Consider the following 19,879-nt stretch of genomic DNA (forward strand, 5'->3'; position numbering starts at 1 on the left):
GAACCCGGTAGTTAAGCCCTTCTGCGCCGATGGTACTGCACTGGTTACGGTGTGGGAGAGTAGGTCGCCGCCGAACTTAATTTAGCCCTGCGGGTTGAGCGTCAAAAGCGCTCCCCGCAGGGCTTTTTCATGCTTGAGCCGCCGACCGGGTGATGAGGACCGGCGAGCGGGTGACGTGAGCCGAGCGCAGGTCGTTCCTCCCTACCGTGATCGTCATGAACGATCAGTGGGCAGGGGAGGCACCATTGCGGTGGCGAGCGCGCAGGAGGCGGGGCAGGCACGCCCGCGAGCCCGCGTCGTCCTCGCAGTCGCTCCTGCCCGCAGTGCTCGGCGTCGTGCTGCTGGTGTGCCTGATTCTCCTCCTGCTGACGTACCTCTAGCGGGACTGCAGCGCGTCGAGTGCGACGGCTTGAGCGATGACGAGCCGTCGGTCGACGCCGGGATCCTGGATCGGCACCACGTAGTGGTCGCGGACCCAGGTCTTCTTGTCGACGCTGAACACGGGAGCGCCGTTCTCCGTGGTGAAGTCGAAGTGATACCGCATGGGGAACGGCGCTTCACCGATGTAGGGAATCCATCCCCACAGCCGGCGGATCACCGCGAACGCCTTGTTCCGCTCCGCGCCCGTCGTAGTGCCCCAGCCCGGCTGCTCCAGGTGCCAGGTCGACCGCAGCAGCGACCTCGCGAAGTCCTTGCGGAACAACCCGATCGGCTGCCCGTGCGCGTCGGTCACGTCGTAGCCGCTGCCCAGATCGAGTGCCTTGCGGGCGTTGAACTCGAACAGCACCTGACTCTTCGAGGAGTCCGTGTAGATCGTGATCCGTTCCTTGATCTTGAACTTCTTCTGCTCCGCGTATCCGACCAGCTCGCCCGGCTCGCCGCCGTTGTCGGCGAACACCTCGTAACGGTTGGAGATGAACGTGACCTTCTGGTGCACGTGCAGCACCTGCACGCTCTGGAGATTCACAACTCACCCTTTTCGACGGGGACAGGACGCAGGCTGCCGGTGGGGAACCGCCGCTCATTGCGTTCGATCTTGGCGAACGCGGCCTCGACGAGGTCGACGCCGAGCTTGTCCGCCAGCCTGGTGAGGTAGTGCATCACGTCCGCGAGCTCGTCCCGCACGTTCCAAGCGAGTTCTGGGTCTTTCATTGCATTTTGTGCCTCTTCGGGCGTCAGCCACTGGAAGAGGTCGGTGAGCTCGCCGACCTCCGCGGACAACGCCATCACCAGGTTCTTCGGCGTGTGGTAGCTGTCCCAGTCACGGGCAGCCGCGAACGCCCGCAACGCATCCCTCAGGTCCACGAGATCACGCTCACTCATGCCCCACTGACTACCACGTTGCCAAAAGACATGGGTGGACGAACGAGCAAGGATGCTGGTCGATCAAGCATGGATCGTCCGCGTCAATGTTGATTGGCTCTAGTCATGTCAACATTGAGCGCAATCAACCCGTCAACCGTCCTCGTGCTCGGCGCCACCGGCAAGACCGGCCGCCGCGTCACCGCACTCCTCGGTCCCGCGGCCCGTCCGGCTTCGAGGTCGTCGGCCACGAGGTTCGACTGGTCCAAGCCGGAAACCTGGGAACCCGCCCTCGCCGGCACCACCGCCGTCTACGTCGTTCCGCCGGACAACCCCGCGCAGCTCGCCGAGTTCGTCCCTCTCGCCGTGAGGTCCGGCGTCACCCGGCTCGTGCTGCTGTCCATGCGCGGCGCTCCCGACGACGACCCGTTCGAGGCCGCGATCAAGGAATCCGGCGTCGAGTGGACGATCCTGAGGCCGACCTGGTTCATGCAGAACTTCGACGAGGACCTCTTCGCCGCGCCCGTCCAGCACGGCGAGCTCGCGGTGCCCGCAGGCCAGGGCGTTCACCCGTTCATCGATGTACGCGACATCGCCGAGGTGGCCGTCGCGGCGCTGACCCGGCCGGGCCACGCCGGCCAGACCTACGACCTGAGCGGCCCGGAGTCGTTGTCGTTCGCCGAGATGCTGGCGCGGATCGTCGCGGTCACCGGCAACCCCGTCCTGTACACGGATGTCGAACCGGAGGAGTTCTCGGCATCCCTGCGCGGGCTTGGTCACCCGGACGAGATCGCCGACCTCGTCACGATGCTGCTCGTGCGCATCCGCACGGGAGCCGAGGCACACCTGTCCGACGGCGTGCAGCGTGTCCTCGGCCGCGAGCCGCGGACGTTCGCCGACTACTTGGGCAGCAGCAGCTTCGCGTGATGTTGCTCCATTTGGTCAACTCGCTGTGATGCACCAGCCGCTCTTGGTTTACTCGTTCGAACAGGAACGAGGTGGGGGATGGCAGGGTGGCGCGGCGAGGTTCTGGAAGCAGTCGACGAACTGCTCAAGCACATCGGCCGTGGCGCCCAGGGCGAGTGGAAGCTTCTGGGCAGAGCCGTTCCGCAGGCTGACGGCTGGTACGCGCTCGACCTGCATCTGGGTTCCCGGCGCTCGGCGCCGACCGCGGACAGCTTCGACCAGCTCTGCTTCGCCGACAAGGAGGGACCCGAGCACGGCACGACGGTGCCGGTCGCCCGCGCCCAGGTCGCCGACGAGGTGCTCAAGGTCCAGGCGGAGGGTGCGCTGCCGAAGGGCTGCGACCTGCTGTGGACGGTCCGCCTCACACCCCAGCACCTGTTGCGCAAGCTGCGCGACGGGATCGCGGCGATCGGGGAAGCCCGGCTCGCGGACAAGCTGGCGGCAGGGGTGCTGGACCCGGTGCCGTCGCGTCCTGGCGACTATCCGCCGGGTTTCCTCCCCGCCCAACGGCAGGCGTACCACGCCTGCGTCGAGCCCGGCCTGCACGCGGTGTGGGGGCCACCCGGAACGGGCAAGACCCGCGTGCTGGCCAGGGCGATCGAGGACCTGGTCGGCAAGGGCAAGCGGGTGCTGCTGGTGTCGACCGCGAACGTGGCGGTCGACAACGCGCTCAAAGAGGTCATCAAGCACCTGCGTCCGCAGCCGGGGCTCGTGCTGCGGGTGGGGCCACCGCACCTGCCCGAGCTGGTCAACAACGACGACGTGCAGCTGGACCGGCTCGCGGCCAGGAAGACCGCCGAGGCGGACGCCGAACGGCAGCAGGTGCAGGACGCCATCGCGGCGGCCGACACCGTCGACGCCAGGCTGGCCGAGTTGAACGCCGAGCTGGACGGTTACGACCACCAGTCCTACCTGCGCGCGCAGGAACGCCTGGCCACGTTGAAGGCGCACGAGGCTCGGCGGGCCGACCTGGGCGTGGCGACGGCCGAACACGAGAGGCTCGACCGCGAGCTCGGCGCCGCCGCGGCCCGGTTGCAGGCGGCGACGGACGACGTCGTCCGGCTCGCGCCGGCACGGGAGGAGCTGCGTCGTGCCGCCGGGATGGCGGAGCAGCTGGCCGAGCTGGACCGCAACCTCGTGCAGGAACGTGCGGCCTTCGCGCACGTGGAGTTCAGCGCCGCGAATGCCGGCGGATGGTTGACACGGCGGCGCAACCGCCGGCGGGTGGCCGACGCGCGGGAGCGGCTCGGGCGGGTCGAAGCGCATGTGGCAGAACAGCATCAGGCGCTGGAGCCGTTGATCAGGCACGCACGTGCGGCTGCGCATCCCGTCACCGAAGAGGATCTGGCACGGGCGAGCGACGTGTTCGCCGCGCGCCAACGCGAACGGGCCGATGCACAACGCCGCTGCGACGAGGCCCGGAAGCGTGTGCGGGAGCTCGACCAGCTGTGCGGTCAGCTGGTGGCGCGCGGCCTGGCGACCGACGACGATCTGGCGTTGATCAAGTCCGCGGACCGTGCGGGTCTGCCCGGCAAGCACGACAAGCGCGAACGACTGCTCTTGATGCAGAAGGACAACAACCGCGAGGCACTGGAAGCCCGGCTGCGCGATCTCACCAAGCGGATCACCAGGCTGCGCCGCGATGCCGAAGGCGAGATCGTCGCGGAGGCGATGGTCGTGGCGACGACGCTGGCACGGTCACGGGCGCATCCGGCGGTCGCACGCCAGCAGTTCGACGTGGTGCTGGTCGACGAAGCGGGCGCGGCGGTGCTGGGTGAGGTGCTGCTGGCGGTGGCCCACGCGAGGACGACGGTGACGTTGCTGGGTGACTTCCTGCAGCTGCCTCCCGTCACCACCGAGGCGGACCGCAGCCGCAACGAGGCCGTGCGGAAGTGGTTCAAACCGGACTCGTTCAGCCACTGCGGGATCCTGGCGCCGGACGACGTCGCGACCAACGCCGGCTGCGTGGGGCTGCGGCACCAGTTCCGGTTCGGCCCGAATCTCCGCAAGCTCGCCAACGACGTCGTCTACCAGGTGCTGGAGGACGGCGTGACCGAGGTCAGCGGCCGCCCGCCGGAGGACACCGAGATCGTGTTGATCGACGTGGACGGGCTGCCGGAGCTGAACCAGGTGAACAGGTCGGGCGCGATGGCCGGCTGGTGGTCGGTGGGTGCGCTGCTGGCGCGAAGCCTTGCGCAGCATCATGTTGTCGACGGGTCTGTCGGTGTCGTGACGACGTTCAAGCAGCAGGCCGACGCCACGCACGCGGTGCTGCGCGACGCCGGGCAGAACCTGCACGTCCCGGTCGGCACCGCACATTCGTTCCAGGGCAGGGAGTTCGACACCGTGGTGTTCGACCTCGTCGAGGACGGCCGCGGGTGGATCAGCGCGGCGAAGTGGCGCGGCGGCGATGACTTCAAACGGTCGGGCGTGCGGCTGTTCGGCGTCGGGATCACGCGGGCGCGCAAGCGGTTGTACATCATCGCGAATCAGCCGCAGGCGGTGAAGGGCGCACTGGGCGGGACCCCGCTCGGGGCGCTGCGGGCGCTGGGGATCGCGGGCGAGGTGCAGTGGTGCCGGGCCAGTGTGCTGCTCGGGCTCGCGGAAAGCCTTGAGTACCGGGCGGTTTCCCGGGTCGAGGCCGAGCTGCAGGACGTGCTGCGCGGGCTCGTCGACGTCACCGACATCGACGACGAGTTCTCGTTCGACACCGCGTTGGACACCCACCTCAAGGCGGCGCGCAGGTCCGTGTGGATGTGGTCGCCGTGGGTGGCGAAGAAGAGCAAGCAGTTCCTGCCGTTGATCGAGGCCGCGATCGCACGAGGAGTCGACGTGCGTGTCTTCGTGCGGACCGAACGGGACGCGAACATGCGCAAGGAGAGCTTCCGGCAGTGGCTTGAGGAACTGGTTCTGACCGGTGCGAAGGTGATCAGGTCGGAGGTCGAGCACCGCAAGGTCGTGGTGATCGACCGGCAGACCGTGCTGATGGGCAGCCACAACCCGTTGTCGCAGGCGCACAGCCGGGAGGTGATGATCACCTGCCGTGGCACGGCGTTCGCGGAACGAGTGCTGGAGGAACTGAAGGCCGAGACGTTCGGCAACCCGCCGTCGTGTCCCCAGTGCGGCAAGGACTTCGAGCTGTGGCGATCGGCCGCCAAGCGGACCGGCATGCCCTATTTCTGGCGGTGCTACGCGTGCAAGAAGGACCAGGCGATCACTTAGGCAGCAGCAGCTTCGCCTGAAGGCCGCGCGTGCCTTCATTGGTGATGACGGCTTCGCAGAGCGCCCGACCCGTGCGGGCACGCCATTCCTGCGCGAGGTCGCAGTAGCGCAGACCCATCGCGTAACTGAGCTGGCCGATGCGTTCGCCTTCGAGGAGTACCTCAAGAGTGTGTTCGCCGATGTGCGTGCCTTTGGCAATGCGGCAGTCGCGGAGTTCCGCGATGACGTGGACGGGCGTTCGGCCGTTGACCACGCGGTGCAGCACGAGTTGATGCGCTTCCACGCCCATGACGGTGACCTGTTGCTCGGCGGGCATCGTCGGTGCCGTGCCGAGGGCCTCGTGGTCGAGCAGCAGCAGCCGCGGGTGACCGAGGTGCAGGTGCACGCCGTAGTAGCGCTGGCCGCCGCCCACGATCCGCGCTGGGCACGACCCGACCTCGCCGCGCTCGGCGAGTTCGAGCAGAAGTGGCTGGTAGTCGGCGGCCTGGTCGCCGCGCAGGTAGCCGGCGGTGATCGCGGAGCCGTCTCCGCGCAGCAGGTCGACGCGGACGGTGTGCTGGTCGTGCCGGCTGACGGGTTCGGGTACGAGGACCGCGGTCGCGGGTATGGCGTCTTCGACGGTCTGCGCCGTCGCGTGCCGCGCGACTTCCGCGATGGCGTCCTGGTAGTGCGTCTCACCGACGATGGCGACCCGTCCCGCGGTGGACAGGCGCCGGATGCGGGAGCGGGTGCGCATGGGGACGAGTTGATCGGGCGTCGTTCTCTTCGTGCCGATGAACATCAACGCGAACAACGCGAGCCCGATGACGAACCCGAGCGGGCCGAAGGCAACGGTCAGAACCAGCGCGAGCACGGCAACGGCGATCAGGACTGCTGCGGGCGAGGGTTCTGTGCGTTGCTGCATCGTCATGGGGCGTCCTCACGACTCGGCTACCCGTCACTCTCAGTGTCGGGTATGCCGGGCGATGCGTTTCAGAAATCGCTCGTTTGGCCTAGTACAACTGACCGAGAACTCCAGTCTGTGACCGGATCGGGTGAGTCAGTGGACCAGGGTCAGGCGGGCGCGCCTTCGGGGGCCGGACTCCCCGCCACCCGGCAGAGCCGTGAGGACCAGGCCGAACACCAGGCCGTTCAGCTCCTCCAGGCCGATGTTCAGCTCTTTCGCGACGTGCAGGGGCGTCGTGCCGTTCTCGCGCAGCACCTTGAAGACCTTGGTCAGCAGCTTCGAGGTCTCCCGGCGAGTCATCATCACGTACCGGGGAGGCTCGCCCGTGCCGTGCTGCGCGGGCATGAGGAAGTCGCCGGCGAACTCGCCGGGGTCGTCGTGGTCGAGGAGAACGCCGAGTTGCCGCGCCGCGTCGAACCTCGCCCCCTCCGGCGAGGCCGTCGGGTTGAGGAACACGAACGGCGTTCCGTTGTGCCAGCAGGAGAACGACGGCGTCCGGGCGCAGTCGACCGGCAGTGAGAACACGCGCACGCCGCGTGACTCCAGCAACTGCACCATGTTCGGCGCCGGTCCGTCGTCGAGCCGCCACGCGGCCCGCGTGTCCTCCGGCGATGCCCCCGGCGGCGGCAGGTCCGGCTGCGGCAGCACGAACAACCGCTCCAGCCAGGCGTTGAACTCGATCGCCAGCTGCGCTGCGGACATGGGCTGCGGCATGAGCACCGCGTCCTGCGGCCGCGGCGGCTCCGGCAAGGTCAGGAAGGCCGCCGGAAACCCGAGCGCCGCCGCCAGCAACTCCGTTGTGGACGGCCGAGGCCTCCGCAGCCCGCGCTCGTACTCGCCGATGGCCCGCGCGGACACGCCGGACTTGCGCGCGAGTTCGTCCGCGGTGAGGCCGCGCCGGGTGCGGGCGAGCGTGAGTCGCGACGGGGTGAGCATGATCCGGCCATTGTCGCTGCTGCCGCGCCGCGCTGCCACGCGGGCCTCGGTAGGCCGGATGGTGGGACGGCCTGCGCACGTGATCGCCCGAGGTCCGGCCGCTGTGGAGCCTGGCCGCGGGCTTGGACTTGTCGTATCGGACGGGCGTCCCCCGCGCTTGGCCTCGCGCGTGTCGGCGGTGGGCGTGGTCGGCGCCGGGCACCCCGCACAGTGTCAGGGCTCAGCCGGACGTGGTTGGACGCTCCTGGCCATGGCCGCGTCTCGGCCGTGGCGCGCCAACCAGACTCGGCTGGACGGCGAAGGCGTGGGAGACGGCGAGCTGGGCGAAGCGGACCAGCACGGCCGCGATCAGCCCCCGACCTCAGGCCGGTTGCCACGCACGGTCGGAGTCGGTCTGCCCGGAACGTCCGGCCAGGACGGCGCTCTGCTTCGTGCGGAAGCCTGTTGCCGCGTGCGGCTGCATCTGGTCTGTCCGGAACGTTGGGCCGGGGCGGCGCTCGGCTTCGTGCGGAAGCCTGTTGCCGCGTGCGGCTGCATCTGGTCTGTCCGGAACGTCGGGCCGGGGCGGCGCTCGACCTCGCCCGGAAGGCCGGTTGCGCCGTCAGGCTCAGCGGCGCAGCGCGATCGGGAAGTCCACCTCCTCCGGGCCGTCCACATTGGGCGCCTTGAGCTCCCCGAACTCCATCGGCGGCAACGGAATCCGGTGCGCCCACCGCTCGATGATCTGGTTCTGCGGCGTGGGCTCCGGCTGCGACACCTCCCGCAACACCACGAGCCGGTCCTCCAGTTGCAGTGGATACGTCACGAGGAACCACAACTTCAGCCCTTCGCTGCGCACGTTCTCGAACAGCGCGAACTGGTCGTGGTCGTTGTCCCGCATCATCGCCGCAATGGCGGGCCCCTTCGCGTAGTCGCTGCGCAACGGCGCGTCCGGCGACCCCGTGCCCCGGTTCCCCTGCAGCGTGCCGAGCAGGATCGGCCGGGACGGATGCCGCACCAGCCCGGCGTTCCAGTGGTCGAGCCGCTGCCACCCCTCCGCCGCCAGCAACTGCCGCAACGTGCCCACCCGGTGAATCCAGTCGAGCAGCCCCGGCGCGTTGGTGGGCCCGAACGGTGGCGACGCGGCCCGCGCGTCGATGCCGGCGGCGATCGCGCGGTCCAGGACGGCGAGGCTCAGGCCCAGCTCGGCGAGCTTCTCGCCGGTGGTCGGGGTCAGCTTGCGGAAGGCGGCGTTGGTCATGGGTCAGACGGTAGCGACGGGGTCTGACAATTCCGGGAAACTGCAGGTCGTGTACCGGTACGTCGACGCAGGACCCGCCCCGCCCGCCTCCTCGGAGGCGACCTCGCGGGTGATGCGCAGGACTCGCAGAACCGGCACCGCACCGGAACTCGCGGTGCGGCGTGCGCTGCACCGACGAGGGTTGCGCTATCTCGTGGACGTCGCTCCGCCCGGCACCAATCGACGCAGACGTGTCGACGTGCTGCTGCGCGGGGCGCGGATCGCGCTCTTCGTCGACGGGTGTTTCTGGCACTCGTGTCCGGCGCACGGGCAAGTGCCCAAGGCGAACCGCGAGTGGTGGGAGGTGAAGCTGCACGGTGTGGTCGTTCGTGATCGCGACGCCGACGTCCAGCTCGCGGCGGCCGGCTGGCTCGTCGTGCGGGTGTGGGAGCACGAGGATCCGGAGGACGTGGCCGACCGGGTCGTCGCGCTCGTCGTCGCTCGGCTGGTCAGGCTGCCACGGGCGTGAGCTGGTGCAGCACGTCCCGCGATCCCAACCGCTCCCGAGCCCACTCCACCACCGAGCTCTCCTGCGCGAACAACACGATCTGCCGGTCCTCCGACAACCGCAGCAACAGGTCCAGCACCGCACGCGTGCGAGCGTCATCGGCCTGCACGGTCACGTCGTCTAGCAGCAGCGGGCAGGTCTCGGTGGCGAGGTGCTGCGCCAGGGCGACGCGCAGCAGCAGGTAGACCTGCTCCGCCGTGCCCAGCGACAGGCGCGACGCCTGGTGCCAGACCTCGGAGGCCGAACACACCCGCACGGTCAGGGACAAGGGATCCACGGCGGCGTCCACGTAGCGTCCGTCGGTCACCAACGGCAGCCAGGCGCGGAGCGTTTCCTCCAACGCCGGGGCGATCGTGCTGTGCACCTTCTCTCGGGCCGCGGTCAGGTAGCGCGACGCCAGGGAGATCGCCTCCACCTCGGCCGTCATCTCGGCGACTTCGGCGGCGGCCTCCTGCACGGCTTCCTCGGCGTCCGGGACGCTGGGCAGGACGCGGGAGAGTTCGGCCACGGTCGCTGCCAGCGAGTCGCACGAGGCTGCCAGGGACGGGTCGACGGGGTCGCAGGCGGCGTAGCGGAGGGCGTCCTCCACCAGGGTGGCGTGGTGCGTTTGTGCGGCGGAGAGGGTCGCCTCCAGGTCGTCCAGGGTGCCGTCGGCGAGGAGTGACTGCAGTTCGGCCCACGCGTTGCGTTCCTCCTCGGCCTCGCGCAGCAGGCGGTCCCAGCCGCGTTGCCACTCGGCGATCGCGCGCAGCAGGTCCTCCGGGCGTTCGCCGGTGCCGCCGATCGCGGTCACGGCCTCGCGCAGCAGGGTGAGGGCGCGGTTGTGGGCGATGGTGGCCTCGGCGACAGCCGCTTCGGCCTGGCGGCGGTCAGCGAGGGCCTGGGCGAGCAGCGGGCGTTGGGCGGCCATCAGCGCTTGGCGGCCGCGGACCTTGCAGTCGGTCTCGTAGTCGATCAGCAGGTCGGGCACGGACATGCCGGGGTCGATCTTGCCGCGGGCGGCCAGTTCCACGCGCACGGCCTTCTCGGTGCGGGCCACCTCGCACAGCAGGTCGCGGTGTTCGGCTTCCCAGGCCGGGCGGTTGGCCAGGCGCCACAACGTTTCGCGGTCCGCGGGCACGCCCAGGGCGGAACAGCCCGACACCGCTTCCTCGTGGACGCGCACGGCTTCCAGTGCCACGGCTCGCTGGCCCTCGGCCTCGGCCAGTTTGCGGTCCGCCACGAACAGCAGGCTTCGTGCCTGGTGCGCGGCGGAGGCGCGTTCGGCGGCGAAGGCGATGGCGGCCTCGCGCTGCGGGGCGTTGCCGCGGGCCAGTGCGCCGCCGACACCGGCGATCAGGGCGGCGACGAGAACGCCGATCGCGGCCATGTGCTGCCCCACCAGGAAGAGCAGCACGCCGACCATGCTCGTCAGGCAGCTCAGGGCCAGCAAGGCGTTGCGCAGGAACGGGTTCGGCATCGCGATCTCGTGCACCCGCGCGGCCGCCACGTCGGCCTCGACCTGGGCACGGGCCGCGTTGGCGGCGGCCTCGTCCTGGAACTGGCGGGCGTTGTCCACGTCGATGGACGCGGTCGTCAGACGGGAGCCGCTGGCCGGGTCCAGACGCGTGGCCAGGCCGCGCAGCACCGGCGGTTCGGCGGTCGTGGCGGGGGTCGGCCGGCGTTCGTGATGAGCGGCGGCGACGGCGGCCGCGGTCTCGTAGGCACCTGCCACGATGCGGAGCTCGTCGTCCAGCGCGGTTTCGCCGACGGGGAACTCCGGGAGGGACTCCAGCTCACCCTCCAGCGTCGTGGACGTCGGGCCGGTCAGCACGCGCGGGGTGGGGGCCGCGCGCCACGCGGCCAGCGCGCGGTTGACCACGCGGGCCAGCTCCTCCTGCGCTGCCAAACCGGACGGTGGCGCGTCGCCGAAGCGTTCCTGCAGCTCGGCCAGACGGGACGCACGGGCGGTGAGCGCGTCCAAAGAAGTCGCGTGCGATTGGACGGCCAGGCGGGCACGGGCAGCGGCGGCGGACCGGGCCCGCGCGCTCAGTTCCAGGTAACGCGCGTGTTCGCGACGCGCCACGGTGAGGTCCGTTTCGGCTTCCCTCAAGCGGTTCCGGGCGTCGCGCAACGCGTCGACAGGTGCGTGCAGACGCTCCAAAGCCTGCTCGACGGTGCCGTCCGTGCCCGCCGTTGCGGCAGCGCGGCGCAGGTGCTCCTGCAGGCCGTCGGCCGCGTCCACCACCGACAGCAGCTGCGCCTGGTCGACGCAGGCGGTGGCGCTGAACGACGCGCGGTCCAGGCCGATCCGGCGGGCGACGTCCTGGCACGCGTCGTCGTGGAAGTCCCGGTCCAGGTACACGACTTCACCGGACTCCAGCGACACGGTGGCGGCCACCCGCCAGGATTCCCCGTGCCACGGGCGGTGCCGCGACGACGGGTCACCGCACAGCGCCGCGCGGATGGCGGCGTGCCAGGAGGACTTCGCGGACTCGTTCACGCCCGACACCACGGTCAGGCCCGGCGCCAGCGGAAGGGTCCGGTCCTGCAGGGGCCCGAAGGCGTACGCCGTCACCCATTCGATCTTCATCGTTCCTCCAACGCGCGCAGGCCGGTGGCCAGCACACGACCGCGCAGCGCCGTGTCCAGAGCCGGATCCGCCAGCACGTCACGCACGAACTGACCGCGCACGGTTCGTTCGGCGGCAACGGAATCGAAGTCCAGCAGGGGAAAGTCGTCCGTGGACTCGGCCAGCAGGCCGAGCGACCGCGAAGCCGACACGTCGAACACCTCGCGCGTCACCGTCCCGTCGTCTTGCACGGTGCACAGCACGGCCCCGCGCTCGCCGGTCTCGCCCGCGGTCAGCGGGTCCGGGTTGCCGGGGAACGTGTAGTGCACGGCGTGCTCAGGTGTGTGCACGTGGCCCAGGAACGCGTGGTCCAGGCCGGTGATCTCGACGTCGCCCGGCGCGGATCCGTGGCACAGCGCCAGGTTCACGCCGGAGCGGTTCACCGCGAACCCGTCGAGGAAGTCCCGCGCCGGACCGGGACCGACGTGCGCGGCGCCCCACAGCGTGACGCCGTCGGCGAGCTCCACGGGCGTCAGGTTCTCCGACGAGAACACGTGCACGTTCGGCGTCCAGTCCACCTGCTGGTAGACCGACTGCGGCCCGTACCAGTCGTCGTTGCCCGGCGCCAGGAACACCGGCACCGAACAGTCGAACGACGACCGCAGGAAGGACGCCGTGGACGGGGATCGGCGGTCGTGCTCGTAGAGGTCGCCGGCGCAGAGCACCGCGTCGACGTTCGACTCCTGGGCGAGGTCCACGATGCGGCCCAGCGTGTCGCGCAACGCCTGGCGCCGCGCGGGGCCGGCGCTGGGGAAGCGCGTGTCCAGGTGCAGGTCCGCGAACAGCAGCAGTTTCACGGGTGCCTTCAGGTGAGGTCGATGGTGCCGGACAGGGTCAGGGTCGGCTGGAGCGCCGTCACGACGGTCGTGGTGTCGGCGTGCCAGCCGGCCAGCTCCTCGACGGTCGGGGTGAGCTCGTAGCCGTGGTGCCGGATCGCGCGGCTCAGCGCGTGCCACAGCTGGGAGGCGTCGTGCGCCAGATCAGCGTCCACATGGGACGGAAGGTTGATCAGCAACGCGTGCACGGGCTGGTCGGAGTTCTCCGCACCGCAGGCGCGGGCGACCGAACGCTCCACCGCCGTGCGCAGCAGTTCGGCGCAGCACCGGATCCGCACGCCGTCGAGCTGCTCGGGGCGCGCCAGCAGGTTCGCGACGCAGGTGAGCCGGTCCTGCACGTCAGAGGGGATGTTCATCGCTGCAGCCACCCCGCCAGCAGTTCCGTGTCGCGGATCAGCACGTCCAGGTCACCGCTGTCACCGCCGACCCGGCACGCCTGCAGCAGGTCCACCGCCCACGACCCGACGACGTCTTCCAGGTGCGGCAACAGCTTCGCCGGTTCCGCGAGGTCGTCGAGCACGGCCAGCGCGATCTTCTGCCTGGTCGTCAGCGCGCACTCCAGCACGCGTTCCACCTCGGCGTGCGGCACCCCGCGGCCGAGCCGCTCGCGCCGGAACCGGGCGTGCGACGCGGCTTCCAGCGCCGCCCGGCAGCACGACGCCACCAGCTCCGCCCTCAGCGCGTCCGGCAGGTCCTCGTCGTCCCGCATCGCACGGGCGTCGTTCAGGCACCGGCCGACCGGGTCGTCGGACATCCGCACCTGCACGACGGACTCCTCGCCGCGGCAGATCTCCCAGACGGTCGCGCTCAACCGCAACCGCCGCAGCGCCTCCACCAGCCGCTCGTCGTGCGTGAAGACCACGACCTGGCGGGTGAGCCCGACGTCGGCCAGCACCTGCGCGAGTCCGTCCACCTTGGACGGATCCATCGCCTGCACCGGGTCGTCGATCACGACGAACCGGAACGGGCTCTCGTCCACCATCGCGCGCGGCAGGAACAGCGCGAGCCCCAGCGAGTGCAGCTCGCCCTGGCTCATCACCGCCAGTGCCGAGTTCGAGACGCCGTCGACCGACACGTCCAGCTCGACGTTGCGGGCGCCACCGAGCCGCACCGCGCCCAGGTCGACGTTGCTCTGCTGGCGCAACCGCTGCCAGATCCGCTGCGACTCCTTGGCGAACGGCGCGATGCGCTCCGCTCGCAGCGTGGCCGCGGTCCTGCGGATCCAGTTCTCCGCCTCCGTCACGTCGGCGAGCACCTCGGCGTCCGCAAGCGCTTGCTGCGCCTGGGAGTGCCACTCGAACAACGCGATCGCCATCGGCCGCCAGACCAGGTCACGCCGGTCGATCTGCTCGCGTGCGACGGATTTCAGCTGGTCCACGGCCTGGGTGAGTTCCGCGTACCGGTCGAACAACTCCTGCCGCAACCGCACGGGGTCGTCGATCGAGACGCAGGCCTCCCAGGCCTGCCAGGCCTGCAGCACGGCCGTGGTGTCGAGGATGCCCTGCGTGTCGTGCAGCACGTCCGGCACCGGCTGGCACAACGCCCGTGCGGCCGCCACCGCCACGTCCAGCCGGTCCGCGGCGTCGTGCAGCTCCGCGGCGGCGTTGGCGAGGTGCTCGGCGCGTTCCTTGGCCTTGGACAGCCACAACCCGTCCAGCCGGCCCAGGTCGCACACCGGGCACGACTGGTTGCCGCCGGACTCCTGCAGCTGGATCGCGAGCCTCAGGATCTCGCTGCACCGCAACGAGTCCTGCGCGTTCTCGGTCGCGACCGCGGTCACCGCGCCGAGCGCCAGGTCGAGGTTCTCGCGGCACCTGTCGATCTCGTCCTCCGGCGGCGGGGCCAGGTCGACGATCTGGTGCAGCAGGCCGGTGGCGCTGCCGACGTCGGCGCCGAGCGCGAGGTCGGCGATCGCGTCGAGGTCGGGGGAGTCGCTGCCGAGCAGCTCGGCGGCGCGGCGGGCGCGTTCGTCCGGGGACGACGCCAGCTCCGCGCGCACGCGTTCGCGCCGGTCGTAAGGACGAGCGACGATCTCCGCGAGGCGTTTGCGGTGCTCGGCGAGGGCCTGCTGCGCCTCGGTGATCGCTTCCAGCCCCAGAAGCCGGTGCAACGCCTCGTAGAGGTCCTCCGGCTGTGCGTCGAGAACAGTCCCCAGTTCGCTGTAAGGCAGAAACGGCCGGTAGGTCTCCAGCGCGTCGTGCCACCTGCGGTCGTCGAACGGTTCGCCGTCCTGCGTCCACTCGCCCTGCGCCAGGTCCTCCTGCGGCGCCCAGCGTCTTCGGATCGTCGTCCGGTCCGGCACCGCGGCCTGGACGAGGTCCAGCTCGACGGCGGTGTCGGCCTGGTGCAGGTTGCGCCAGCCCTGCCGCCACACGTCGTGCCGCGCACGGGTCCAGCGGGCGTTGTAGCCGGTCAGTGCCAGTTCCGCGGCCTCGGCGAAGCTCGACTTGCCGGAGCCGTTGCGGCCGGTGACGACGGTCAGTCCCGGACCGGGCGGCAGCGGCAGGCGTGCCTGGGGACCGATGCCCCGGAAGCCGCGCACCCGGATCTCCGACACGAAGATCCCCTGGCCTGGTCCGACTGTCTGCTCCTGCGGGACCTCCTCCTCGGCCGGCACGCCGGCGAGCGCGCGGTCCAGCGCCGCTTCGCCTCGGCACGCGGCCAGCACCAGTTCCGCCGCACGTGGGGTGAGATCATCTTTGGCCAGTCGCCCGGCCATCAGTTCGAGTAACCCGGCTTCACCCGCCACGGTCACATTTCCTCCAGCTGCCACCACTCGATAGGGCGGCAACCTAGGCACCAAATGAGACCTACTGGTGAGTACTCACACGATCGGGTGGTGTTACATAGGGTGACTAAAGTAGTCCGCCCTCGTTATGGCCCCCACACTTCGACGGCCCGGATCACGAAGTACGCGTCGGGCACGTAGGTGCCGTGCTTCGGGTAGGTGGTGAACTCGGCCTCCGTCGAGCAGCCCTCTCGCTGGTAGACACTCGCGTCCCTGCTCAGGCGGTTGGTGAACGATCGGCCGACGACGGTCAGCGGGATGCACTCGCCGGGGTTCGCGGACTCCAGGTCCAGCCGTTGCACGGCCCCGGTGTAGTCCGGTCCCGCCCACACGCAGAACTCGCCCTTGTCACAGGTCTTGTCACTCTGTGCAACAGCGATCCCACTGGAGGCAACCGCGCCCGCAGTGATCACCAAGGCGGCGATGAGGCTCTTCGTCGACATGGGCGCACCTCCGTCCGGATGAGTGTGCGTCCGTTTGGATCAATCGGCCAGACGATCTTGAACCAGGTCTCGGAGGTTCATCGCGTCGCGCGGGGCGTAGGCCTTGGCGTCGTTGTCGAAGTAGACGAACACGTCGTGGTGCTCGCGCCACTTGCGGACCTTGGCCGCCCACAGGTCGAGGCCCTCGTCGGTGTAGCCGCTGACGTAGAGCTCGTCGTGACCGTGCAGCCGGACGTAGACGAAGTCGCTGGTGACCTCCTCGATCAGCGGGTACTTGCCGGCCGCGTCCGCGATCACCAGCGCGATGTCGTGGCGCTTGAGGAGGTCGAGGAACTCGGGTGTCCTGAAGCTGTCGTGACGGACTTCCAGCGCGTACCGCATCGGGCGATCGGCGTCCGTGGTGGTGTGGGCCGGGTCGACGCGGTGGTCGTGGCGCTGGGCGACCTCCGCGGCCTCCGTGGTGGTGCGGGGCAGGCTCTCGAAGAACCTCGTGAGCAGCTCGGCGTCGAACGGCAGCGTCGGCGGGAGCTGCCAGAGGATCGGGCCGAGCTTGGGGCCGAGGGCGAGGACGCCGGACGCGAGGTAGTTCGCGAGCAGCTCGTGGCCGTCCCTGAGGCGTTTCATGTGGGTGATGAAGCGGCTGCCCTTGACGGCGAACTTGAAGTCGTCCGGCGTTTCCGCAGCCCACTTCTCGTAGCTCGACGGGCGTTGCAGCGAGTAGAAGGAGCCGTTGATCTCCACCGAGTTGAGCTGCTCGCTGAGGTAGGCCAGCTCGCGTTTCTGGGTGACGCCCTTGGGGTAGAACACGCCGCGCCAAGGCGGGTAGACCCATCCCGAAGTGCCGATCCTGACCTCGCCCATGTGGCTATCGTGGCACGATGGACGCCTACCTACAGCGCATCGGTGCCTCGCGGGACTCGTCGTTGGCACAGCTGCACGAACGGCACCTGCTGAGCGTCCCGTTCGAGAACCTCGACACCCACATGGACACCCGGATCGTGCTGGAGATCCCGTGGCTGCACGACAAGATCGTGACACGGCGGCGCGGCGGGTTCTGCTACGAGCTCAACGGGTTGTTCGCGGAGTTGTTGCGGGACTTGGGCCATCACGTCGATCTGCTGTCCGCGCGGGTGTTCGGCGCGAACGGGTTCGGGCCGCCGTTCGACCACCTCGCGTTGCTGGTGGACGGCGAGTGGCTGGCCGACGTCGGGTTCGGGTCGTTCACGCTGCACCCGCTGTCGTGGACGTCGCGGGAGGACCAGAAGGACCGGTTCGGCGTGTTCCGGCTCGTGGACGTCGGTGACGACGTCGAGGTGCTGATGAACGGCGAACGGTGCTACCGGGTGGAACGGCGGCCGCGCGAGCTCGCCGAGTTCGTGCCGACGTGCTGGTGGCAGCAGACCGCGCCGGAGTCGCACTTCCGCAAGGGACCGATGGCGTCCTTGGCGTTGCCGGACGGGCGGATCACCGTCACGGACACCAAGGTGGTCGTGACCGAGGGCGACCGCAAGACCTCGACCGATGTCGAGGATCCCGCGGCCGCCTTCCTGGAACATTTCGCCATCAAATTCGAACAGAGTCACTTCCGGCAGAGCAACGCGTCCGGGGTCCTGCGCCAGTTGTAGGCGACACCGGCGATGTGCTCGTCCTGCGCGCACTGGCCCTTGTAGTGCCCGTTGGCCCAGTCGCCGCCCTGATCCGGCCGGTTGTCGCCGCGGTCGAACCACAGGACCCGTGAGCTCGTTCCGGTGGCGATCGGCGCGCAGACTAGCGTGAAGTTCGCGTACCCGACCGCCGCGTTTCCTTGCGGGCACTGGAGTTTCGTGTAGCCAACGGCCCAGTCGGCGGTCACGTGCTGCTCGTTGGTGACCCTGGTCGTGCTGCTCCACTGTGGACCGCTGACGCACAGACCGCGGTTGCCCGTGTGGCTGACGCCGATGAGCTTTTCGTTCTGCGGACAGGATTCCTTGGTGAGCATGTTCCACCGCGTCTCGCGCGGGATCTGCCCGGATCGCTGTGGCGCGGTGACGAGCCGGTTCCACGCGGTGGCACGCCAGTCGTCACCGTCGTTGACGCTGATCCGGTTTCCGCCTGCGTCCCAGCGGAGCAGTGCCCAGCTGTTGCCGGTCCGGTTGGTGTGGAAGCCGACCAACGGCCAGTAGGCGAAGTCTGTGTCGTTGGCGATCAGGTGGTCGACGAACCGTTCGAACCAGGCGCGCGCCTTCTGGTTCGACTCGTCGATGCCGCCGACGCCGAACTCGCTCACCCACAGCGGTGCGGTGAAGTGCTTCTGCGCCTCGGTGACGTAGAAGGCCTGGCGTTGCAGGACATCCGTCAGTTCCTGGGGTGACAGGTCCTGGTAGCGCGGGTCGCTCGTCTCGCCGATGCCCGTGGCGCCGCTGTGGTTCGGGCCGGTGTAGCCGTAGAAGTGGGCGGAGTAGACGAGCTTCTCGGGGTTGGCGAGCGTGTGGCTGAGGTAGCGCACCGGTTCCAGCGTCGGCCGTCCGTGCGCGAAGCCGTCGACGGGGATGCCGGTCCAGTTGATGCCCTCGACGATGACCAGCAGGTCCGGCGCGGTCTGCTGGATGCGGTCCGCGGCCTGCTGCGAGGCCTTGAACCAGTCGTGGTCGTCGCCCCAGCCCCAGTTCGGGTCGTCCCAGACGTTGCGGCGCACCTCGTTGTAGAGGTCGGCGCCCACGACGCGTTTGTTGGCCTTGTAGCGGTCGGCCATGAACGCCCAGTCGTTGACCCACTGGTCGGTGCTCTGGCTGGTGTTCCACCGCTCGTTGCCGTCGACGCCGCAGCACCACCTGGACGTGGTGGTGTGGTTGTTGAGGATGACGGCGAGGTTGTTGCTCGTCAGCTCGTTGACCACGGCGTCGTAGATCTCCAGCGGCCGCTTGCCGTTGAGCCGCGCGTCCTTCAGCCCGTTGACCGGGCTGGTGTCCTTGATCATCTGGTTGGAGAACGGCAGCCGGACGCTGTTGACGCCGATCTCCTTGAAGCTGCTGACGATCGTGGTCATGGTCGCGCGGTCCAGGCCGAGCGGGACCTGGTCGGACTTCTCGCCGGCGTGGTGGTTGGCGGGGTCGTTGATGTCGCCGGAACCGTTCCAGGTGCCGCTCGCACCGTGCCAGTTGCCGGACTTCAGCTTGAAGCGGTCGCCGTGGGCGTCGACGATCCACCGTCCGCGCGTGCTCAGCGGACCGGTCCAGGACACCGGGTCCGCCTGCGCGGGAGCAACGAGACTCGCGGCCAGGAGCAGGGTGGCCGAGACGCGAGTGAGATTCACGTATGTGAAGCTATCGGTTGGTCTAGACATTGCGCCAGAGCCAGAGCGTTGTACGGCGCGGCGCCTTTCATGGTGTTGTCGAAGTAGACGTACGTGTCGCGGTCCCAGTCGCGGATCTTCTGCGCCCACGCTTCGAGCTGCTCGTCGTCGTAGGAGCTGATGTACAGCTCGTCGTGCCCGTGCAGCCTGATGTACGCGAAGTCGGCCGTGACCGCCTCGATGCACGGGAACGTCGGTGCGTCCGACACGACGTGAGCGACGTTGTGCGCGCGCAGGAGGTCGAAGTAGGCGTCGGTGCGGAACGAGTCGTGGCGTGGTTCGAGCGCGTGCCTGCCCGGTGGAAGCGCGTCGAGGAAGTCCCGCAGGACGGCTTGGTCGAAGCGCAGGCTGGGCGGCAGCTGCCACAGGATCGGTCCCTGCTTCGCGCCCAGCGCGAGCGAGCCGAGGAACGTCCTGAGCGGCTCTTCGACGTGCCGGAGCCGTTTGACGTGCGTGATCAGCTTCGAGCCCTTGACCGCGAAGGTGAAGCCGGGTGGGGTCTCGGCGGCCCACTTGAGGTAGTTCGACTGCGGCTGGAGGCGGTAGAAGGAGCCGTTGATCTCGATCGTGCCGAGGTGCGTGGCCAGGTGGCTGAGCCAGTGCCGTTGCGGGACGGCGCGGTAGAACCCTTCGCGCCACTCCGGGTAGCGCCAGCCGGACGTGCCGATCCTGATCATGGCTGCTGGGTACCGCAGCCGCGCTGTAGCCATT

Annotated in this window: 18 protein-coding genes and 1 rRNA gene; 6 read left to right on the top strand and 13 right to left on the bottom strand. The window is 69.4% G+C overall.

Annotated features, from left to right (window positions below):
* Together rrf and ACWEIJ_RS35300 are read left to right on the top strand one after the other, a co-directional pair.
* A 5S ribosomal RNA gene (gene rrf, locus ACWEIJ_RS35295) occupies nt 1-76 on the top strand; the annotation flags it as partial.
* A gap of 139 nt (nt 77-215) precedes the next feature.
* Nucleotides 216-380 (top strand): hypothetical protein, encoded by a 165-nt coding sequence (locus ACWEIJ_RS35300; protein WP_355440133.1) that lies wholly within the window; start codon nt 216-218, stop codon nt 378-380.
* On the opposite strand, the gene ACWEIJ_RS35305 is transcribed toward ACWEIJ_RS35300, so the two are convergent.
* Together ACWEIJ_RS35305 and ACWEIJ_RS35310 are read right to left on the bottom strand one after the other, a co-directional pair.
* Nucleotides 377-967 carry a hypothetical protein gene (locus tag ACWEIJ_RS35305; protein WP_449841590.1) on the bottom strand — a complete coding sequence of 197 codons (591 nt, stop codon included), beginning with the start codon at nt 965-967 and terminating at the stop codon, nt 377-379. The genes ACWEIJ_RS35300 and ACWEIJ_RS35305 overlap by 4 nt on opposite strands.
* On the bottom strand, nt 964-1,323 hold the full coding sequence (locus ACWEIJ_RS35310; RefSeq protein WP_449841591.1) for a nucleotide pyrophosphohydrolase: 360 nt from the start codon (nt 1,321-1,323) through the stop codon (nt 964-966). Before ACWEIJ_RS35310 ends, ACWEIJ_RS35305 begins: the two co-directional genes overlap by 4 nt.
* Nucleotides 1,324-1,428: 105 nt before the next feature.
* Between ACWEIJ_RS35310 and ACWEIJ_RS35315 the strand changes: the two genes are divergently transcribed.
* Both ACWEIJ_RS35315 and ACWEIJ_RS35320 read left to right on the top strand, forming a co-directional pair.
* Complete coding sequence (locus ACWEIJ_RS35315) at nt 1,429-2,229, top strand: NAD(P)H-binding protein (protein WP_449841592.1); 801 nt, start codon at nt 1,429-1,431, stop codon at nt 2,227-2,229.
* 78 nt (nt 2,230-2,307) lie between these two features.
* A complete protein-coding gene (locus ACWEIJ_RS35320; protein ID WP_449841593.1) occupies nt 2,308-5,490 on the top strand; it encodes an AAA domain-containing protein in 3,183 nt (1,060 codons plus the stop codon).
* On the opposite strand, the gene ACWEIJ_RS35325 is transcribed toward ACWEIJ_RS35320, so the two are convergent.
* From ACWEIJ_RS35325 to ACWEIJ_RS35335, 3 genes are all read right to left on the bottom strand, one after another.
* Nucleotides 5,483-6,400 carry a hypothetical protein gene (locus ACWEIJ_RS35325; protein WP_449841594.1) on the bottom strand — a complete coding sequence of 306 codons (918 nt, stop codon included), beginning with the start codon at nt 6,398-6,400 and terminating at the stop codon, nt 5,483-5,485. The two genes, ACWEIJ_RS35320 and ACWEIJ_RS35325, sit on opposite strands and share 8 nt — an antisense overlap.
* Nucleotides 6,401-6,529: 129 nt before the next feature.
* Nucleotides 6,530-7,411 carry a helix-turn-helix domain-containing protein gene (locus tag ACWEIJ_RS35330; protein WP_449841595.1) on the bottom strand — a complete coding sequence of 294 codons (882 nt, stop codon included), beginning with the start codon at nt 7,409-7,411 and terminating at the stop codon, nt 6,530-6,532.
* Between the two features lie 568 nt (nt 7,412-7,979).
* Nucleotides 7,980-8,612 carry a hypothetical protein gene (locus tag ACWEIJ_RS35335; protein ID WP_449841596.1) on the bottom strand — a complete coding sequence of 211 codons (633 nt, stop codon included), beginning with the start codon at nt 8,610-8,612 and terminating at the stop codon, nt 7,980-7,982.
* 49 nt (nt 8,613-8,661) lie between these two features.
* Here ACWEIJ_RS35335 and ACWEIJ_RS35340 point away from each other — a divergent pair, with 49 nt between their 5' ends.
* Nucleotides 8,662-9,120: a very short patch repair endonuclease gene (locus tag ACWEIJ_RS35340; RefSeq protein ID WP_449841597.1), complete on the top strand. Its 459-nt coding sequence runs from the start codon at nt 8,662-8,664 to the stop codon at nt 9,118-9,120.
* Here ACWEIJ_RS35340 and ACWEIJ_RS35345 read toward each other — a convergent pair.
* The 6 genes from ACWEIJ_RS35345 to ACWEIJ_RS35370 form a co-directional block, all read right to left on the bottom strand.
* On the bottom strand, nt 9,101-11,731 hold the full coding sequence (locus ACWEIJ_RS35345; protein ID WP_449841598.1) for an ATP-binding protein: 2,631 nt from the start codon (nt 11,729-11,731) through the stop codon (nt 9,101-9,103). The two genes, ACWEIJ_RS35340 and ACWEIJ_RS35345, sit on opposite strands and share 20 nt — an antisense overlap.
* Nucleotides 11,728-12,567 (bottom strand): metallophosphoesterase family protein, encoded by an 840-nt coding sequence (locus ACWEIJ_RS35350; RefSeq protein ID WP_449841599.1) that lies wholly within the window; start codon nt 12,565-12,567, stop codon nt 11,728-11,730. The genes ACWEIJ_RS35345 and ACWEIJ_RS35350 overlap by 4 nt, the downstream gene beginning before the upstream one ends.
* Before the next feature lie 8 nt (nt 12,568-12,575).
* Nucleotides 12,576-12,962, bottom strand: coding sequence for a hypothetical protein (locus tag ACWEIJ_RS35355; protein ID WP_449841600.1), 387 nt, complete (start codon nt 12,960-12,962; stop codon nt 12,576-12,578).
* Nucleotides 12,959-15,325 carry an AAA family ATPase gene (locus tag ACWEIJ_RS35360; RefSeq protein WP_449841601.1) on the bottom strand — a complete coding sequence of 789 codons (2,367 nt, stop codon included), beginning with the start codon at nt 15,323-15,325 and terminating at the stop codon, nt 12,959-12,961. Before ACWEIJ_RS35360 ends, ACWEIJ_RS35355 begins: the two co-directional genes overlap by 4 nt.
* A gap of 155 nt (nt 15,326-15,480) precedes the next feature.
* Nucleotides 15,481-15,837, bottom strand: coding sequence for a peptidase inhibitor family I36 protein (locus ACWEIJ_RS35365; protein WP_449841602.1), 357 nt, complete (start codon nt 15,835-15,837; stop codon nt 15,481-15,483).
* Between the two features lie 39 nt (nt 15,838-15,876).
* Nucleotides 15,877-16,698 carry a DUF72 domain-containing protein gene (locus tag ACWEIJ_RS35370; protein ID WP_449841603.1) on the bottom strand — a complete coding sequence of 274 codons (822 nt, stop codon included), beginning with the start codon at nt 16,696-16,698 and terminating at the stop codon, nt 15,877-15,879.
* A 17-nt stretch (nt 16,699-16,715) separates the two neighbouring features.
* Between ACWEIJ_RS35370 and ACWEIJ_RS35375 the strand changes: the two genes are divergently transcribed.
* The gene (locus ACWEIJ_RS35375) at nt 16,716-17,462 is read left to right on the top strand and encodes an arylamine N-acetyltransferase family protein (RefSeq protein WP_449841604.1); all 747 of its coding nucleotides are present in this window, start codon (nt 16,716-16,718) and stop codon (nt 17,460-17,462) included.
* Here ACWEIJ_RS35375 and ACWEIJ_RS35380 read toward each other — a convergent pair.
* Nucleotides 17,417-19,129, bottom strand: a complete 1,713-nt coding sequence (locus tag ACWEIJ_RS35380) for a glycoside hydrolase family 5 protein (RefSeq protein WP_449841605.1) — start codon at nt 19,127-19,129, stop codon at nt 17,417-17,419. The genes ACWEIJ_RS35375 and ACWEIJ_RS35380 overlap by 46 nt on opposite strands.
* On the bottom strand, nt 19,126-19,845 hold the full coding sequence (locus ACWEIJ_RS35385; protein WP_449841606.1) for a DUF72 domain-containing protein: 720 nt from the start codon (nt 19,843-19,845) through the stop codon (nt 19,126-19,128). The genes ACWEIJ_RS35380 and ACWEIJ_RS35385 overlap by 4 nt, the downstream gene beginning before the upstream one ends.
* Between the last annotated feature and the right edge of the window lie 34 nt (nt 19,846-19,879).

Source organism: Lentzea sp. NPDC004789 (assembly GCF_053601075.1).

What these genes read in the sequence shown, in the direction of transcription:
- ACWEIJ_RS35365 (WP_449841602.1), bottom strand. Translation starts at nt 15,837, where the DNA reads ATGTCGACGAAGAGCCTCATCGCCGCCTTGGTGATCACTGCGGGCGCG.
- ACWEIJ_RS35385 (WP_449841606.1), bottom strand. Translation starts at nt 19,845, where the DNA reads ATGATCAGGATCGGCACGTCCGGCTGGCGCTACCCGGAGTGGCGCGAA.
- ACWEIJ_RS35355 (WP_449841600.1), bottom strand. Translation starts at nt 12,962, where the DNA reads ATGAACATCCCCTCTGACGTGCAGGACCGGCTCACCTGCGTCGCGAAC.
- ACWEIJ_RS35325 (WP_449841594.1), bottom strand. Translation starts at nt 6,400, where the DNA reads ATGACGATGCAGCAACGCACAGAACCCTCGCCCGCAGCAGTCCTGATC.
- ACWEIJ_RS35300 (WP_355440133.1), top strand. Translation starts at nt 216, where the DNA reads ATGAACGATCAGTGGGCAGGGGAGGCACCATTGCGGTGGCGAGCGCGC.
- ACWEIJ_RS35345 (WP_449841598.1), bottom strand. Translation starts at nt 11,731, where the DNA reads ATGAAGATCGAATGGGTGACGGCGTACGCCTTCGGGCCCCTGCAGGAC.
- ACWEIJ_RS35335 (WP_449841596.1), bottom strand. Translation starts at nt 8,612, where the DNA reads ATGACCAACGCCGCCTTCCGCAAGCTGACCCCGACCACCGGCGAGAAG.
- ACWEIJ_RS35360 (WP_449841601.1), bottom strand. Translation starts at nt 15,325, where the DNA reads ATGGCCGGGCGACTGGCCAAAGATGATCTCACCCCACGTGCGGCGGAA.
- ACWEIJ_RS35370 (WP_449841603.1), bottom strand. Translation starts at nt 16,698, where the DNA reads ATGGGCGAGGTCAGGATCGGCACTTCGGGATGGGTCTACCCGCCTTGG.
- ACWEIJ_RS35320 (WP_449841593.1), top strand. Translation starts at nt 2,308, where the DNA reads ATGGCAGGGTGGCGCGGCGAGGTTCTGGAAGCAGTCGACGAACTGCTC.
- ACWEIJ_RS35375 (WP_449841604.1), top strand. Translation starts at nt 16,716, where the DNA reads ATGGACGCCTACCTACAGCGCATCGGTGCCTCGCGGGACTCGTCGTTG.
- ACWEIJ_RS35310 (WP_449841591.1), bottom strand. Translation starts at nt 1,323, where the DNA reads ATGAGTGAGCGTGATCTCGTGGACCTGAGGGATGCGTTGCGGGCGTTC.
- ACWEIJ_RS35315 (WP_449841592.1), top strand. Translation starts at nt 1,429, where the DNA reads ATGTCAACATTGAGCGCAATCAACCCGTCAACCGTCCTCGTGCTCGGC.